The sequence below is a fragment of the Rhizobium sp. 268 genome (assembly GCF_036571585.1).
GTDB classification, from domain to species: Bacteria; Pseudomonadota; Alphaproteobacteria; order Rhizobiales; family Rhizobiaceae; genus Rhizobium; species Rhizobium redzepovicii.
Genome location: NZ_JAPPSO010000020.1, coordinates 60,605 through 75,307, shown reverse-complemented (window position 1 = coordinate 75,307; position 14,703 = coordinate 60,605). Strand labels below are relative to the sequence as shown.

Genomic DNA, 14,703 nt, shown 5'->3' with positions numbered 1-14,703 from the left:
TCTCGTCGAACGGGTTCATCGACATCTTCACATTGGCAAGCTCGACACCGGAACCATCCGGCTTCACTCGGATCTTCACGTTGTAATCGACGACGCGCTTGACGGGCACGAGAATCTTCATTTGCAAAACCCCTTTATTTCTAGACTGCCGGCCATCAGTGCGGCCGTTCGGCAAGCAGCGCCCAGAAGGCGAAGAGCGGTGTATCCACCGACCTCATGGCATGTTTGATCCCGGGGATATTGTAGAACGATCCGCCGATACCAGGCGAAAACCAGTCCCCTTCCCCTTGCTGAAATTCTCCCTCGGAAAGCACGAGATAAACTTCCTCCGGCGGGTGGTCGTGATCGGGATAGCGCACGTGCGGTGCCAGCAATGTCACACCCAGCCACAGGTCGCTCCGCTCCTCCAATCCTCCCGGGCCGACGATCATGGCATTGGCATGCCCATCGACGAAATTGTCGCCGGCGGTGTGGTCATACTTGGTGCGCCGACGCCATTCAAGCATCGGCTCGATGCCTTTGAACGCCTCGATCAATCGCGACAGCGAAGTATCATAAGAGGGATCAACCGCAAGCGCCACATCAAGCTGAGCGCAGACGGGCAAGCGACTTCCCTCCCCCGCACGCCCGCTCCCGGGCTGCTCCAACGCCGCAAAAAATTGACGGATCGAGCGCCGGGACTCCGGGGCCTTCGCGAACCGATCGAAAGCCAGAGACGCGGCATCCACGAAACGCTGGAGACTTTCCTCGCGTAAACTCATATCGCCCCCCGAAATGAGCGGCCGACGAGCGGCCGCTCCTGCGATCATATATCCTTGGCGATGCGCAGGCCGTCATAAATGGCGGCATGCGTATTGCGCGCAGCGACAGCATCGCCGATCCGGAACAACTGGAACTTGCCCTCGGGATTGCGCATGACGGATTGCGGTTCCCCGGAAAGAAGCTGGTCGTGCGACATCTCGCCGAGATTGCTGGAGCTGGGCTTCAGCTCGAAATAGAGTTCGTCGAGCGGGATCGTGCCGTGATTGACGACGATCTGGTCGAAGCTGCTCTGCTTGGCAATCCCGCCGTAATCGCTGCCGACATGGGCGACGAGTTGGTTGCCGCTCTTCTCGACGGCCTCCAGGCGATAGGTCACGGTGAAGGTGACGTCATGCTTCTGAAGCGAGCGCATATAGGGCACTAGGTTCATGGCCATGACTTCGGGCGCGAAGGACCGGTCCGGCGTCATGATCTCGACCTTGGCGCCGGCCTTGGCGAGAAACTCCGCCGCCTGAAGGCCGGCATGGTCGCCGGCATCGTCGAAGATCAGTACATTGGTGCCTGGCTTCACATCGCCGGAGATGATGTCCCAGGAAGAGACCACCAGCTCGTTGCCGCGCGAGAGAACCTCGGTATGCGGCAAGCCGCCGGTCGCGATGATGACGACGTCGGGGTTCTCGGCTTCAATCGTGTCGGCTTCCGCCCAGCTATTGAAGTGGAAGGTGACGTCGTATTTCTCGCACTGGCTCATGCGCCAGTCGATGATGCTGATCATTTCCCTGCGGCGCTCGCTTTGGGCGGTGAGCCGGATCTGGCCGCCGGCATTGTTCGCCGCTTCGAAGACGACCACCTTATGGCCGCGCTCTCCGGCGACGCGCGCCGCTTCCAGACCGGCCGGGCCGGCGCCGACGATGACGACCTTTTTCCTGGCGTCGGCCTTCGCTACGATATGCGGCATGGTCAGTTCGCGGCCGGTCGCGGCGTTGTGGATGCAGTAGGCGGCCCCGCCCTGGTAGATGCGATCGAGACAGTAATTGGCGCCGACGCAGGGACGGATATCGTCTTCCCGCTTTTCGATGATCTTGCGCACGATATGCGGGTCGGTCATATGGGCGCGGGTCATGCCGACCATATCGACCTTGCCGGCCGCGATTGCGTGGCGGGCGGTGGCGACGTCGGGAATCTTCGCCGCATGGAAGGTCGGGAAGTCGGTCGCGGCCCGGATCTCGCCGGCGAAGTCGAGATGCGGCGAATTCGCCATGCCCTGGATCGGGATGACGTCGGTGAGACCCGCATCGGTATCGATGTGGCCGCGGATCACGTTCAGATAATCGATGAGGCCACTTGCCTTCAGACGCTTGGAGATTTCGATGCCTTCTGCCTTGCCGGTGCCGCCGGGAAGACATTCGTCGGCGGTATAGCGCAGGCCGAGAATGAAATCGTCGCCCACCCTTTTCCGGATCGCCTTGAACACGTCGAAACAGAAGCGCAGGCGATTATCCAGCGAGCCGCCATAGGGGCCATCGAGCTCGTTGGTGAGCGGAGACACGAACTGGTCGATCAGGTGACCGTAAGCCTCAAGTTCGACACCGTCCATGCCGCCCGCCTTCATGCGTTCGGCCGCGTCGGCGAAATCCTTGATGATGCGCTCGATATCCCAATCTTCCATTTTCTTCGGGAAGGCGCGGTGCGAAGCCTCGCGATGATGTGAGGGGGCGAGAACCGGCAGCCAGTCACCCTTGTCCCAGCGCGTGCGCCGGCCGAGATGGGTCAGCTGGATCATGATCGCCGCACCCTCTTCGTGCACGGCGTCGGTCATCTCCCTGATCCAGGGAACGATCTCGTCCTTATAGGCAAGCAGGTTGTTGAAGACCGGCGGACTATCCTTGGAGACGGCCGCCGAGCCCGCCGTCATCGTCAAAGCGACCCCGCCCTTTGCCCGCTCCACCGTATAGGCGCGATACTTCTCCTTCGGCATGCCATCTTCCGGATAGGCCGGCTCGTGGGACGTCACAATGATACGGTTGCGCAACTTCAAATGTTTGAGCTGATAGGGCTGTAGAAGGGGATCATTCGACATGGGTCGTGGTTCCGGATTAAAACATCGAAGGAGACGCTAAGCGCAATGTACATATGTGTCAACGACGAAAACAGTTAGGTCGTTATTTTCGACACTCATGTACATTTTTCTTGTGCACGACTTCATAATTTGATAGGGGATAAGGCATGGATCAGGCTATGAACGACACTGGCTGGCGCGGATCGCAGGAGGGATGGCTGGATGCAGCTTACCACTCCCTGTTGGAATCCGGCGTGGATTCGGTGAAGATTCTGCCGCTGGCGAAGAAACTCAATCTCTCGCGCACGAGCTTCTACTGGTTCTTCAAGGATCGGGAGGAGCTGTTGAACGCGCTCGTAGCGCTATGGCGCGACAAAAACACCGGCAACATCGTCAAGCGGTCCGAAGCCTATGCGGAATCGCTGGCCGAGGCGATGCTCAACGTCTTCGATTGCTGGCTCGACAACGATCTGTTCGACGCGAAGTTCGAATTTGCCGTGCGCAGCTGGGCGCTGCAATCCGACGAGCTTCTAGCCGAGGTCCAGCAGGCTGATCAGCTCCGGCTGGAGGCGCTGAAACGCATGTTCATGCGGTTCGGGTTACCAGAAACGACATCGGATGTCAGAGCGCGCACAACGTACCTTGTCCAAATCGGATATATTTCCATGCAATCAAGGGAGGAACTCGCCGTCCGCATGAAACGGATTCCGGAATATATTGCGATCTACACGGGCGAAGTGCCGCAGCAGAGGGAGCTTGATCGCTTCTTCTCCCGGCATGCCTACAGGCCCGGTTAAAGGAGACCCGGATGAGCGTTTCCTTGAGGATCGGCATAATTGGCGGCGGCGGCTGGCTGGGCGGAGCAATCGCCGGCTCGATTGTCGATGCCGGCCTGGTCGAGCCTGGAAATCTCTCGCTCTCCTATCGCAGTCAGCAGCCGGATCGCTTCTCGAATTCTTTCTGGACCTCCGACAATCAGGCGCTTGCCGACCGCTCGGACGTGATCCTTCTCTCCGTCCGGCCCGATGACTGGCGGACCCTTGACGTCGATGCCGGCGGCAAGCTCATCATTTCGGTCATGGCGGGCATCGGCCTTGGCGCCCTTTCGCAACGCCACAAGACCGGTCGTGTTGTCCGCGCCTTGCCGAATGCCGGTGCCGAAGTGGCCAAGTCCTATACGCCGTGGATTGCTGCGGGCGACATCACGGAAGGCGACCGCGCCGTCGTCCGCGCCATTTTCGACGCCTGCGGCTCACAAGACGAGGTCGCACGCGAAAGCGACATCGATTACCTCACAGGCCTTTCCGGTTCCGGACCGGCGTTCCCGGCGCTGCTTGCGGCCGCCATGATGAGCGATGCCGTCGCACACGGTCTGCCGGCCGAGATTGCGCGCCGCGCCGTCAATACGGTGATATCGGGCGCCGGCCGCCTTTTGGAGCGCCGCGACGAGAGCCCGGATGACGTCGTTCAAACCTTTCTTGACTATCGCGGCACGACTGCGGCGGCCATCGACAGCATGCGCGCTGCAGGATTCGACGCTTCGGTTGCCACGGGATTGTCGGCAGCATTTCAGAAATCGGTGAGTATGGGAAAGGTTTCCTGACGACCGTTGGGGCGGGCACTGCGGCACCCCGCTCGACGAGACAAGCCGCTAAACAGAGGGAACGAGAATGAAAAAATTACTTGCATCGACGTGTTTGACGTTCGGCCTGATCGGCGGCGCGTCATTCGCCAGCGCCGCCGAATGCGGCAGCGTCACCATCGCCAGCATGAACTGGCAGAGCGCCGAAGTTCTCTCCAACCTGGACAAGTTCATTCTGAACGAAGGCTATGGCTGCAGTGCTGACATCACCGTCGGCGACACGGTCCCGACGATCACCTCCATGGCCGAAAAGGGCCAGCCGGACATCGCGCCCGAAGCCTGGATTGATCTGCTGCCCGACGTCGTCAAGAAGGGCACGGAAGAAGGCCGCATCGTCCAGGTCGGCTCGCCGCTGCCGGATGGCGGCGTGCAGGGCTGGTGGATCCCCAAATATGTCGCCGATGCTCATCCCGATATCAAGACGATCGGCGACGTGCTGAAGCATCCGGAACTCTTCCCCGATCCCGAGGATCCGAAGAAGGGCGCCATCTTCAACGGTCCGCAGGGCTGGGGCGGCACGGTCGTCACCTCACAGCTCTACAAGGGCTTTGAGGCTGAGAAGGCCGGCTTCACCCTCGTCGACACCGGCTCTGCCGCCGGCCTCGACGGTTCGATCGCCAAGGCCTACGAACGCAAGGAAGGCTGGGCCGGCTATTACTGGGCACCGACCGCGCTGCTCGGCAAGTATCAGATGGTCAAGCTCGAAGCCGGCGTGCCGGAGGATTCCGCCGAATGGAAGCGCTGCATCACCGTCGCCGACTGCCCCGACCCGAAGCCCGCTTCGTGGCCGGTCGATCACGTCGTCACCCTGGTTGCCAAGCCCTTCTCGGAAAAGGTCGGGCCTGAAGTCATGGACTATCTGGCGAAGCGCTCCTGGAGCAACGACACGGTCAACAAGCTGATGTCGTGGATGACCGACAACCAGGCGACCGGCGAAGACGGCGCCAAGCACTTCCTGAAAGAAAACAAGGACATCTGGTCCAAGTGGGTTTCGCCGGAGGCAGCCACGAAGATCGAAGCTGCCCTCTAACACTGACTATCGCGGTGCGCCGAAAGCGCACCGCTTCTCACTCGCCGATAAAAACAAAAAGACGGCCGCGGCTCTTTGAAGAAAAGGGGAACCGAATGGAATGGTTTTACAAATTCCCGCATATGGATGACGACGCGCTTCGCAATCTGAAGAAGGCGATCGATGACGGCTTTCGCGGATTCACCCGCGCCTATGGCGACGGCATCGAAACCCTGTTCGTGCCGCTGCAGCATTTCCTGATTGCCGCCGAGCGGTTCATGACGCAGACGCCGTGGCCGATCATCACCCTGATCGTCCTTGCCATCGCCTGGTTTGCCAGCCGCAGCCTGAAGATCGTCTTCGGCTGTCTGGTGACGCTGATGCTGATCGGCTATTTCGACATGTGGGACGATACGATGCGGACGGTCTCGATGATCTTCGTCTGCACCATTCTATCCATCGCCATCGGCATTCCGATGGGCATCCTGATGGCCCGCTCCGACCGGCTGCAGCGCGTCATCAATCCGATCCTCGACGTCATGCAGACGATGCCGAGCTTCGTCTACCTCATCCCGGTCGTCATGCTGCTCGGCATCGGCAAGGTGCCCGGCCTGATCGCCGTCGTCATCTACGCCATCCCGCCGATGATCCGCCTGACCGATCTCGGCATCCGCCTCGTCGACAAGGACGTGCTCGAAGCCGCCGACGCCTTCGGCACATCGCGATCGCAGAAGCTGTTCAAGGTGCAGCTGCCGCTGGCGCTGCCCACCATCATGGCCGGCATCAACCAGACGATCATGATGGCGCTCGCCATGGTGGTCATCGCCTCCATGATCGGCGTTCAGGGCCTCGGCCAGCCGGTGCTCAAGGCGATCGCCAACCAGTATTTCACGCTGGGTATCTTCAATGGTCTTGCCATCGTGGGCATCGCCATCATCTTCGACCGAGTCAGCCAGGCATATGGCAAAAGGCTCCAGAAGCATCGGGAGACCGTCCATGGCTGAGCATCGTTTCGGCGGCATTAAGATCCGCCATCTCTACAAGATCTTCGGCCCCAACCCCGCCGCGCATGTCGATGCGGTGCAGAAGGGACTGTCGAAGACCGAGCTCAACGAAAAGCACGGTCATGTGCTCGGCCTCAGGGACATCAATGCCGAGATCCCCTCTGGCCGCATCCAGGTCGTCATGGGCCTGTCGGGTTCGGGCAAATCGACGCTGATCCGCCACATCAACCGGCTGATCGACCCGACCGCCGGCGAAGTGCTGGTCGACGGCGTCGATGTCGTGAAGATGAACGAGACCGAATTGCGGGCGTTTCGCCGCCACCAGACGGCGATGGTGTTTCAGAAGTTCGCGCTTCTGCCGCACCGCAATGTGCTCGACAACACCATCTTCGGCCTCGAAGTGCAGGGCATGGAGCGGGCAAAAGCCGTCGACATCGCCATGCGCTGGCTGGAACGGGTCGGGCTGAAGGGCTTCGAGCAGCGCTATCCCAACCAGCTCTCCGGCGGCATGCAGCAGCGCGTCGGCCTGGCGAGAGCGCTCTCCAACGACGCCCCGGTGCTTCTGATGGACGAAGCCTATTCGGCGCTCGATCCGTTGATCCGCACCGACATGCAGACAGTGCTTCTCGATATCCAGAAGGAGATAAAGAAGACCATCGTCTTCATCACCCACGATCTCGACGAGGCACTGCGTCTCGGCGACCAGATCGCCATCCTGCGCGACGGCGAAGTCATCCAGCAGGGCACCAGCCAGGACATCGTCCTGCGCCCGGCAGACGACTACATCGCCAACTTCGTCAAGGAGGTCAATCGCGGCAGGGTCATCCACGTCGAAGCCGTCATGACGCCGCTGCACTCCGGTGCGGCGCCGGTTGGACTGGCGATTGTGGCGGGAACGACCGTCGAAGAAGCCGTCCGGATCCTGTCATCGGCGCCAGAGGGCGACGCCAGGGTAGTTTCGCCTTCCGGAGAAACCTTAGGGCTCGTCACTTTCCGCCAGCTCGCAAGCGCGATGGTGAACTCACAAGAGATGGCTCCCCAGCGCGACAGCGCCCTGTCGGTCGCCCTCTGAAACTGCCAATGCGGCCGTCTTTCCGTTTCGCTGGCGACACCAAGCACGTCGCCATCTCCGGAAAGCCGGCCGTCGCAGGACCTTGAAGAGGCTTGAAATGGCTTCTTGATGCCTGATCGATCACAACACCGGCTGGGCGAGGAATTGCGCTCGCGGGGTATCGATGTCATCGAAACCCGAGACTGCGCTGCCCCGCGCCAAGCGCCCCATGCCTTCTATGAGTGTAGGCGGGCTGCATTGGAGCTGTGACGCCGGAGTCTTCCCGCTTGCTGCTTAAGCAAGCTCTCCTGTGTGCCAAACGAGACCTTCAAGATCTCTATCCACCTTGCGCAAGCCGCGGCGCGAACACGCCTCCAGCCAGCGCTTTCTTATACATTTTGCGCAAAAGCAGTCCAGACTGCGTCGCGAAAAACCGCTTGGCCGACTTTATCGGCGGCCGACAATTGCTCGATGGCCACGGAGCAATAAGATGATTGTCGACCAAGGCCATGATGGTCAGCGGTCCTCAAGCCAAGCCCGTTCATCCATCACCACCAAAACGGATGGAAGGGGTCATACATACGCACCCCATCCCGTGCGTATGCCAGCATGCCTGTCTGCCTGCCGAAGGCTATTAAGCGGTCCACTATAGAACCTTCGGCAGGCGACTGCGCAGATCCCTGAGTGGGATATTCTCCACAGCTTCAGTGATGATGCGTGTCTCGGCAAGATCGCCGCGTTGAGTCTTTCGTGGCCTCACGGATACACTCCATAAAATTGCCCCTCTGCGTAAGCGTTTCACCACCGATAGCCGGCGGCGTGACGGCTTGCCTATTGTTCCCATGTCTGCCAGTTCCGGCCCTTAAGCTGCAAAAACTAAGTGGATGGGAACTGTCGATAATGCGTTCAACAGGTTGGATTGTTTGACGTCTGCCACGTCCGAGTTCCGCCGGTATCGGCTTGTGCAAGGCGCTGATCTCGCTGCCGATACCGTGCGGAGATCCACCTGCTCGGCCAAGGCCTGCTGCGCTCCAACCCCCTATAAGCTAGAATATAGGCAAGCCTCGCCCAATCCGCGGCGATCGATGACGACCGGCATGACGGATAGAGGTACGCACATCCATCCGTCAGCAGGGATCGCGCGTCGCGCCGGGATCCGCAAGCAGTTGGGAAGGGCAGGTCAACGCAGCCACACTGAACAATGGGAGCAGCATGTCCGACAATAGCCCTGCGCCATTCTCGTTCCGGTTTCGGGGTTCGTCCTTCGACAACATGGTCGAAACGCTCGGCGGGGCCTTCGGCGCCTTCGATGCCGAGCCTGTCGGCCGCGCCCAGGACTTCCACTGGGGGTTGGATTTCTCCGCAAATGACAGCGCTGTCCTTCTAACCGGCTATCACGCTGCGGAGTTTCAGTTCAACATCGAGCCGACAGTCGATACGGCGGAATACCTGTCGATTGTCGTACCGCGCAGCGGCGGCATGGGAGTGGCTTACGGGTCCCGCGTCGCCGAGGCGGGGGAAGGAAAACTGCTTCTCTATAACAATTTCGAACCAGATAGTGTCCTCATGTACGGCCAGTCGAATGTCATCGACGAATTGCTGATCAACTGGTCGGTGATCCTGCAGACGATCGGCCAGACGTTCGAAATGCCGTTCAGCGGCTCTCTCGATCTATTGCCCGAACTGGATCTGTCGACGCCCGTCGGCCGGACGATCGGCAACCTGACGGAGACGATCGCCATCGGTATGCGCGACAATGGCCCCTTGCTGCAGTCACCGATCGCCATGGCGCATATGACGCAGGCGCTGGCCGATCTTGTCGTGCGCATGGTGCCGAACCGGCTGTCGCATTTCCTCGACAAGGGGCCTGCGCTCATCGCTCCCCGGCACGTGCGCAAGGCGATCGAATTCATGCAGGCCAATATCGATCAGCCGATCACCATGCCGAAGGTCGCCGAGGCGGCCGGCGTCTCCAGCCGGGCGCTCGAAACCGGCTTCCGCGCCTTCAGGGGCACCTCTCCCGCCGTCTATCTGTTGACGCTTCGCTTGCGCGCGGCGCGGCAGGAGCTGCTCGACCCCGAGAGCAAGGAGAGCATGAAAGGGATCTGTCTCAAATGGGGCTTCTTTCATTTCGGCCGGTTTTCCGCAGTCTACAAATCGACCTACGGGGAATACCCTTCCGACACCCGGAAGCGCGTCTGCCGTTTGTAGCCGCCGGGGTTAAAGCATGTCCCGCAAAAATGTGCTGCGGTTTTGCGATAAAGACATGCGCAAAAACAAAGACCTAAAGCGTGACAAGCGAATCTGAAAGATCGCGACGCGCTTTAGGACGCGGAAGCCGGCGGCAATGTGTAGTGCACTCTCATCGTCCTCGGATCCCGCTTGACGATCTCAAGCACCCCCTCCCTCGCCGCCAGAGCGTTCAGTTCCCGCAGAACGAGGGAATGGGCAATCCCGAGCTTGCGTGCAAAGGCGCGGCTGTCGCGCGCGATCCCGAGTTCGGCGGCGACGAGGAGGCCCGCCTGTATGGATGTCAGGCGGATGTCCCCGGCTTGCGCCGCAGCGACAAGGGCGAAAAATCGATCGGCGTCGGATAGCTCTTTGCTCACGCGGTGTTTCGCCCGCGCAAGGACACCATGATCGATTTCGAGGTGGGCGTATCGCTTTCCTTGCCGGCGCTGCCGAGCGGCACCAGCACGTTCAGCTCGGGATAATAACCGGCGATGCTGCCCCTCGGAATGTCATAGGGCACCAGGCGAAAATTCCCGGCAATGCGCTCGATGCCGTCATGATGCTCGCCGACCACGTCGATGCGGTCACCGGCCTCGGCATTCATCGCCTTCAGGTCGGCCGGATGAATAAAAATGACCTGCCGCTCTCCGTAGACGCCGCGATATCGGTCATCCAGACCATAGATCGTCGTATTGTATTGATCATGCGACCGGAATGTCTGCAGGGCGAAACGACGTCCCTCGCCCTTTCGCGCCCGCTGATGGACCGTCTCCTCGGGAAGCGCCTCGGACGAGAACGACGCTTTGCCTGCCGATGTGTCCCACTCCCGATGGCTTGCTGCGTTGCGCAGGTGGAAACCGCGGGGCTTGCGCAGGCGCTTATTGTAGTTTTCGAAACCGGGAATGGTCGCCTCGATGTGATCGCGGATGCGGTCGTGGTCGTCGGCGAGCTCTGCCCAGTCAACCACGGCGGAGCCGACCGTCGCCTGTGCAATGCCAGCGATGATGGCCACTTCCGAGAGGAGATGCGGCGAGGCCGGGCGATTGATACCGGCAGAACCATGCACCATGCTCATCGAATCCTCGACGCTCACGAGTTGGGAGTTGCCCGCCGCGTTCAGATCCATCTCGGTGCGCCCGAGGCACGGCAGGATGAAGGCCGTCTCGCCGGGCATGAGATGCGAATGATTGGGTTTGGTTGCGATGTGCACCGTCAGCTTCAGCCGCCGCAGCGCCCTTTCAACGAGTGCACTGTCAGGCGTGGCGCGGGCGAAATTGCCGCCAAGTCCGATGAAGGCTTCGGCAGAGCCGTCGAGCATCGCGCCGATCGCCGCAAGGACATTGTGGCCATGTTCGCGAGGAACGGTGAAGCGGAAGTGTTTTTCCAGCGCATCGAGGAAATCCTCCGGTGGCTTTTCGTTGATACCCATGGTGCGGTCACCCTGCACGTTGGAATGGCCGCGAACCGGGCAAAGGCCGGCACCCGGCCGGCCGATATTGCCGCGCAGGAACATGAAATTGGCGATCTCGCGGATCGTCGCAACGGAATGCAGATGCTGCGTCACGCCCATCGCCCAGGTGCAGATGACCCGCTCGGCGTTGATATAGACATCGGCCGCCCGCTCGATCTCCTCCCGGCTCAGTCCCGACTGGTCCTCGATCTCAGCCCAGCTCGTCGCCTCGACCGCTGTCCGATACGCCTGAAAATCCGCGCAGTGTTCCGTGAGAAATGCGTGATCGAGAACGGCGGGTTGGCCAGCGGCGGCCGCTCTGTCTTCTCTAGCCAGCACGGCCTTGGCCATTCCGCGCACCGCAGCCATATCGCCGCCGAGCTGCGGCTGCAGATAAAGGCTGGCGATATCGGTCGAACCGCCGCGCAGCATCTCGATCTTGTCCTGCGGATCGGAGAAGCGCTCCAGGCCGCGCTCGCGGATCGGGTTGAAGACGACGACGCGCGCGCCGCGGATCGCCGCACGACGCAAGTCTCCGAGCATTCTCGGATGGTTGGTGCCAGGGTTCTGCCCGATCACGAAGATCGCGTCGGCCTCTTCGAAATCCTCCAGAAGCACCGTGCCCTTGCCGACGCCGACGGCCTGGCGCATGGCGATACCGCTTGCTTCGTGGCACATGTTGGAGCAATCGGGAAAATTGTTGGTGCCGTAGACGCGCACGAACAGCTGATACAGGAAGGCGGCTTCGTTGCTCGCCCGACCCGAAGTGTAAAACTCCGCCCGGTTGGGGGTATCGAGACCCTTCAGGATGCCGCCGATCTCGGTAAAGGCATCCTGCCACGAAACCGGCAGATAACGGTCGCTCGCCGCATCGTAGCGCATCGGATGCGTCAGGCGGCCGTTGAGTTCAAGTTCATAATCCGTCAGCCGACGAAGCTCAGACACCGTATTCTTGGCGAAGAAGGCGGGCGTTGCCCGCTTCTCCGTCGCCTCCCAGGCCACCGCCTTCACGCCGTTTTCGCAGAACTCGAACGACGATCCGTGTTCCGGATCGCCCCAGGCGCAGCCCGGGCAATCGAAACCATCAGGCTGGTTCGCCTTCAGCATGGTGCGCGCACCCGAGATGGGCATGCCGCTTTGCAGCAATTGCTTGCCGCAGCTCTTCAAAGCGCCCCAGCCGCCGGCGGCCGCCGATTTCTTACCAATGAATTTTGAGTCCATGCGCCCTTATTGTCGAAGCGCGAAAAACATCAAGGCGGCAGGCGCGATGGTTTGATAGAAAAAACCTATCGAAGAAAGATCTCGATTTAACCGGCTTCCTTCATCGCATGCCGTTCGCCGTTGGGTGAATGGGCCAGAATGCGATTGCGGCCTTGGGTCTTGGCGTCATAGAGCGCCGCGTCGGCCTCGGTCAGCAGGCGGTTCGGGTTGGTCCGCAGAACGGCTCCGGTCGCACAGGAGATGCCGATGCTTGCCGTCACCCGGGCGAATTCGCTGCCGGAATGGGCGATATTCTCCTGGGCCAGGCGCCGCGCGAATTGCTCGGCGACGATCATTGCGCCTTTGGCGCTGGTGTCGGGCAGGAACACTACGAACTCCTCGCCGCCGTAACGGGCGACAATGTCTGCCGGCCGACTGACGGATTGGCGCAGACACTTGCTGACGACCCGCAGGCATTGGTCTCCGGCAGGATGACCATAGGTGTCATTATAGGCCTTGAAGCGGTCGATATCGACCATCAGCAGGCTGAACGGCGTGTTTCTCCTGGCGCTACCCGCAGTCTCGCGAGCGAAAGCTTCGTCGAAGGCGCGGCGGTTGACCATGCCAGTGAGGCCGTCGGTTTCAGCAAGGCTCTTCAGCTGCTCCGCCGACAGCCTGAGTGCGATTTCCGCCTGTTTCGTCGCCGTAATGTCGGAGACGACCGCCATCGCCGTGCCGTCTTCCGCAAGCCTTGTCCGGATGCTGCGCCAGTCGCCGTTATGAAGCTGAACCTCTTCATCCTTGTTGCTGTGCAGCGAGGCGGTGGCAGCCTTGATCCACCCGTCCACATCATCGGGAATACCAGGCCGCTCGCCGGTTTCGACGACACGACGCAGTATGTCACTGATATGAGCGCCGACCACGCGGGCCTCTCCGGAGAGCGGGAACGCATTGCGATACTGCTCGTTGCAAAAAAGGATAAAGCCCTTGCTGTCATACATGGCGATGCCATCGGACATACCGGCCATCGCATGCGAGAGCAGGTTCTTGCTTTCGCGCAATTCCCGCTCCAGGGCGGTGCGCTCGGTAACATCGCGCGTGACGCCCGCAAGGCCGATCACCCGCCCCTGCTTGTCCCGCAGCGGCACTTTGGAGGCGAGCAGGAATCTGCCTTCGATATGCTCGGTGGAATCGATCAGCGGCACCCCGGTGTCTATGACCTGCTGCTCGAGATAATATAATTCCTCGGCGAGCGGCCGCGACATCAGATTGAAATCCGACAATCCGATCATCTCCGCCGTGGTCCGGAAGCGGAAGAGGCGGGTCATGTTTTCATTGACGGTGATGAACCTGCTGTTTCGATCCTTCACATAGAGATAATCGGGCGACTGCGAAAATGCGGTCACCAATATGCTTCGCTCCAGCTCCCATTGCTGTGTCTTCAGCAGAACGAAACCACCTAGAACAGTCGCGAGACAATTCAATGCCGTCAGGGGGAAACCGACGCCGGCGAGCACATGGGCATTCACCAAGGTGGGAAGCAGGGCCATCGACAGGACCAATGCAACGCCAAGGGCAAGGCTTAGCAGCGCAACGTCCTTAAGCTCCGGCGATCTCTTGCGGGTCCAGAAATGACCGGCCAAGCCAATGCCGGTGGCGATGGCCATGGTGATAATCCCGTCGACCATCGCTGTGCCGCCGATGACAAAACGAAAGGCCATCGCCAACGCCGCGGCAAAGGCCGCCGCGATCGGCCCCCCGAACATGCCGGCCAATGCAAGCGGCGAAAAACGCAGGTCGATATAGATGCCGGGGTGGAATTCAACGGCCAGCAATATGGATCCGATGGAGGCGCCGCCGGCTATGATCCCGAAGGCGACTTTTTCCTGCCTGAAGGACCGGCGCTGAAACTCAATCGAAAAAAGCGCCCAGAGCGAAATTGCCAGGCACACGAAGGAAAGGTTGCCACCGAATTGCGTCCAATTGCCATTCACCGCGCTGTATCCACCTTCCACGACATGTAACCAACTCATCATAGGCGAAACTGGTTTGAGCTTGGTTAAACCGATCTTATGGAGCGGCATGGAGTATCGACCAGGCAAGGCTGGCACGCCTGTTATAAGGCATGTTTAACAAATGCCGTTCGCTTCGGCTGGACATGCCTGGTGATGGCACGATACTGCGTAATTCGGATAAGCCTGCGCAATCGGACTATTATTACGCGATCAAAAGGCGCGCATGTTCCTGGAGTTGCAGTGGAAATTCCCGGCCGTCTGCGTCCGGACGAGGAAGCC

At 60.5% G+C, this 14,703-nt stretch carries 11 protein-coding genes and 1 pseudogene; 6 read left to right on the top strand and 6 right to left on the bottom strand.

Annotated features, from left to right (window positions below; all coding sequences use genetic code 11):
- The 3 genes and pseudogenes from OS035_RS29260 to OS035_RS29250 all read right to left on the bottom strand — a co-directional run.
- Positions 1-121: pseudogene (locus OS035_RS29260) on the bottom strand (electron transfer flavoprotein subunit beta/FixA family protein); the annotation flags it as partial.
- Between the two features lie 34 nt (positions 122-155).
- The gene (locus OS035_RS29255) at positions 156-761 is read right to left on the bottom strand and encodes a dimethylsulfoniopropionate lyase (RefSeq protein WP_097629900.1); all 606 of its coding nucleotides are present in this window, start codon (positions 759-761) and stop codon (positions 156-158) included.
- Positions 762-805: 44 nt separating this feature from the next.
- Entirely contained in the window at positions 806-2,842 is a 2,037-nt protein-coding gene (locus tag OS035_RS29250) for an NADH:flavin oxidoreductase (protein WP_331814476.1), read from the bottom strand.
- Between the two features lie 146 nt (positions 2,843-2,988).
- Between OS035_RS29250 and OS035_RS29245 the strand changes: the two genes are divergently transcribed.
- The 6 genes from OS035_RS29245 to OS035_RS29220 all read left to right on the top strand — a co-directional run bounded on the left by OS035_RS29245 (position 2,989) and on the right by OS035_RS29220 (position 9,738).
- A complete protein-coding gene (locus OS035_RS29245; RefSeq protein WP_331814474.1) occupies positions 2,989-3,618 on the top strand; it encodes a TetR/AcrR family transcriptional regulator in 630 nt (209 codons plus the stop codon).
- Positions 3,619-3,629: 11 nt separating this feature from the next.
- On the top strand, positions 3,630-4,424 hold the full coding sequence (locus OS035_RS29240; protein WP_239620969.1) for a pyrroline-5-carboxylate reductase family protein: 795 nt from the start codon (positions 3,630-3,632) through the stop codon (positions 4,422-4,424).
- A 67-nt stretch (positions 4,425-4,491) separates the two neighbouring features.
- Positions 4,492-5,493: an ABC transporter substrate-binding protein gene (locus OS035_RS29235; RefSeq protein WP_054183824.1), complete on the top strand. Its 1,002-nt coding sequence runs from the start codon at positions 4,492-4,494 to the stop codon at positions 5,491-5,493.
- A gap of 95 nt (positions 5,494-5,588) precedes the next feature.
- Entirely contained in the window at positions 5,589-6,476 is an 888-nt protein-coding gene (locus OS035_RS29230; protein ID WP_003592380.1) for an ABC transporter permease, read from the top strand.
- Positions 6,469-7,548, top strand: a complete 1,080-nt coding sequence (locus OS035_RS29225) for a quaternary amine ABC transporter ATP-binding protein (RefSeq protein ID WP_331814470.1) — start codon at positions 6,469-6,471, stop codon at positions 7,546-7,548. Before OS035_RS29230 ends, OS035_RS29225 begins: the two co-directional genes overlap by 8 nt.
- Before the next feature lie 1,191 nt (positions 7,549-8,739).
- Positions 8,740-9,738: an AraC family transcriptional regulator gene (locus OS035_RS29220; RefSeq protein ID WP_183781340.1), complete on the top strand. Its 999-nt coding sequence runs from the start codon at positions 8,740-8,742 to the stop codon at positions 9,736-9,738.
- Positions 9,739-9,851: 113 nt separating this feature from the next.
- On the opposite strand, the gene OS035_RS29215 is transcribed toward OS035_RS29220, so the two are convergent.
- The 3 genes from OS035_RS29215 to OS035_RS29205 all read right to left on the bottom strand — a co-directional run bounded on the left by OS035_RS29215 (position 9,852) and on the right by OS035_RS29205 (position 14,445).
- A complete protein-coding gene (locus OS035_RS29215; RefSeq protein ID WP_222149141.1) occupies positions 9,852-10,136 on the bottom strand; it encodes a hypothetical protein in 285 nt (94 codons plus the stop codon).
- On the bottom strand, positions 10,133-12,430 hold the full coding sequence (locus OS035_RS29210; protein WP_331814466.1) for an FdhF/YdeP family oxidoreductase: 2,298 nt from the start codon (positions 12,428-12,430) through the stop codon (positions 10,133-10,135). Before OS035_RS29210 ends, OS035_RS29215 begins: the two co-directional genes overlap by 4 nt.
- An 86-nt stretch (positions 12,431-12,516) precedes the next feature.
- Positions 12,517-14,445: a diguanylate cyclase gene (locus tag OS035_RS29205; protein WP_331814464.1), complete on the bottom strand. Its 1,929-nt coding sequence runs from the start codon at positions 14,443-14,445 to the stop codon at positions 12,517-12,519.
- Between the last annotated feature and the right edge of the window lie 258 nt (positions 14,446-14,703).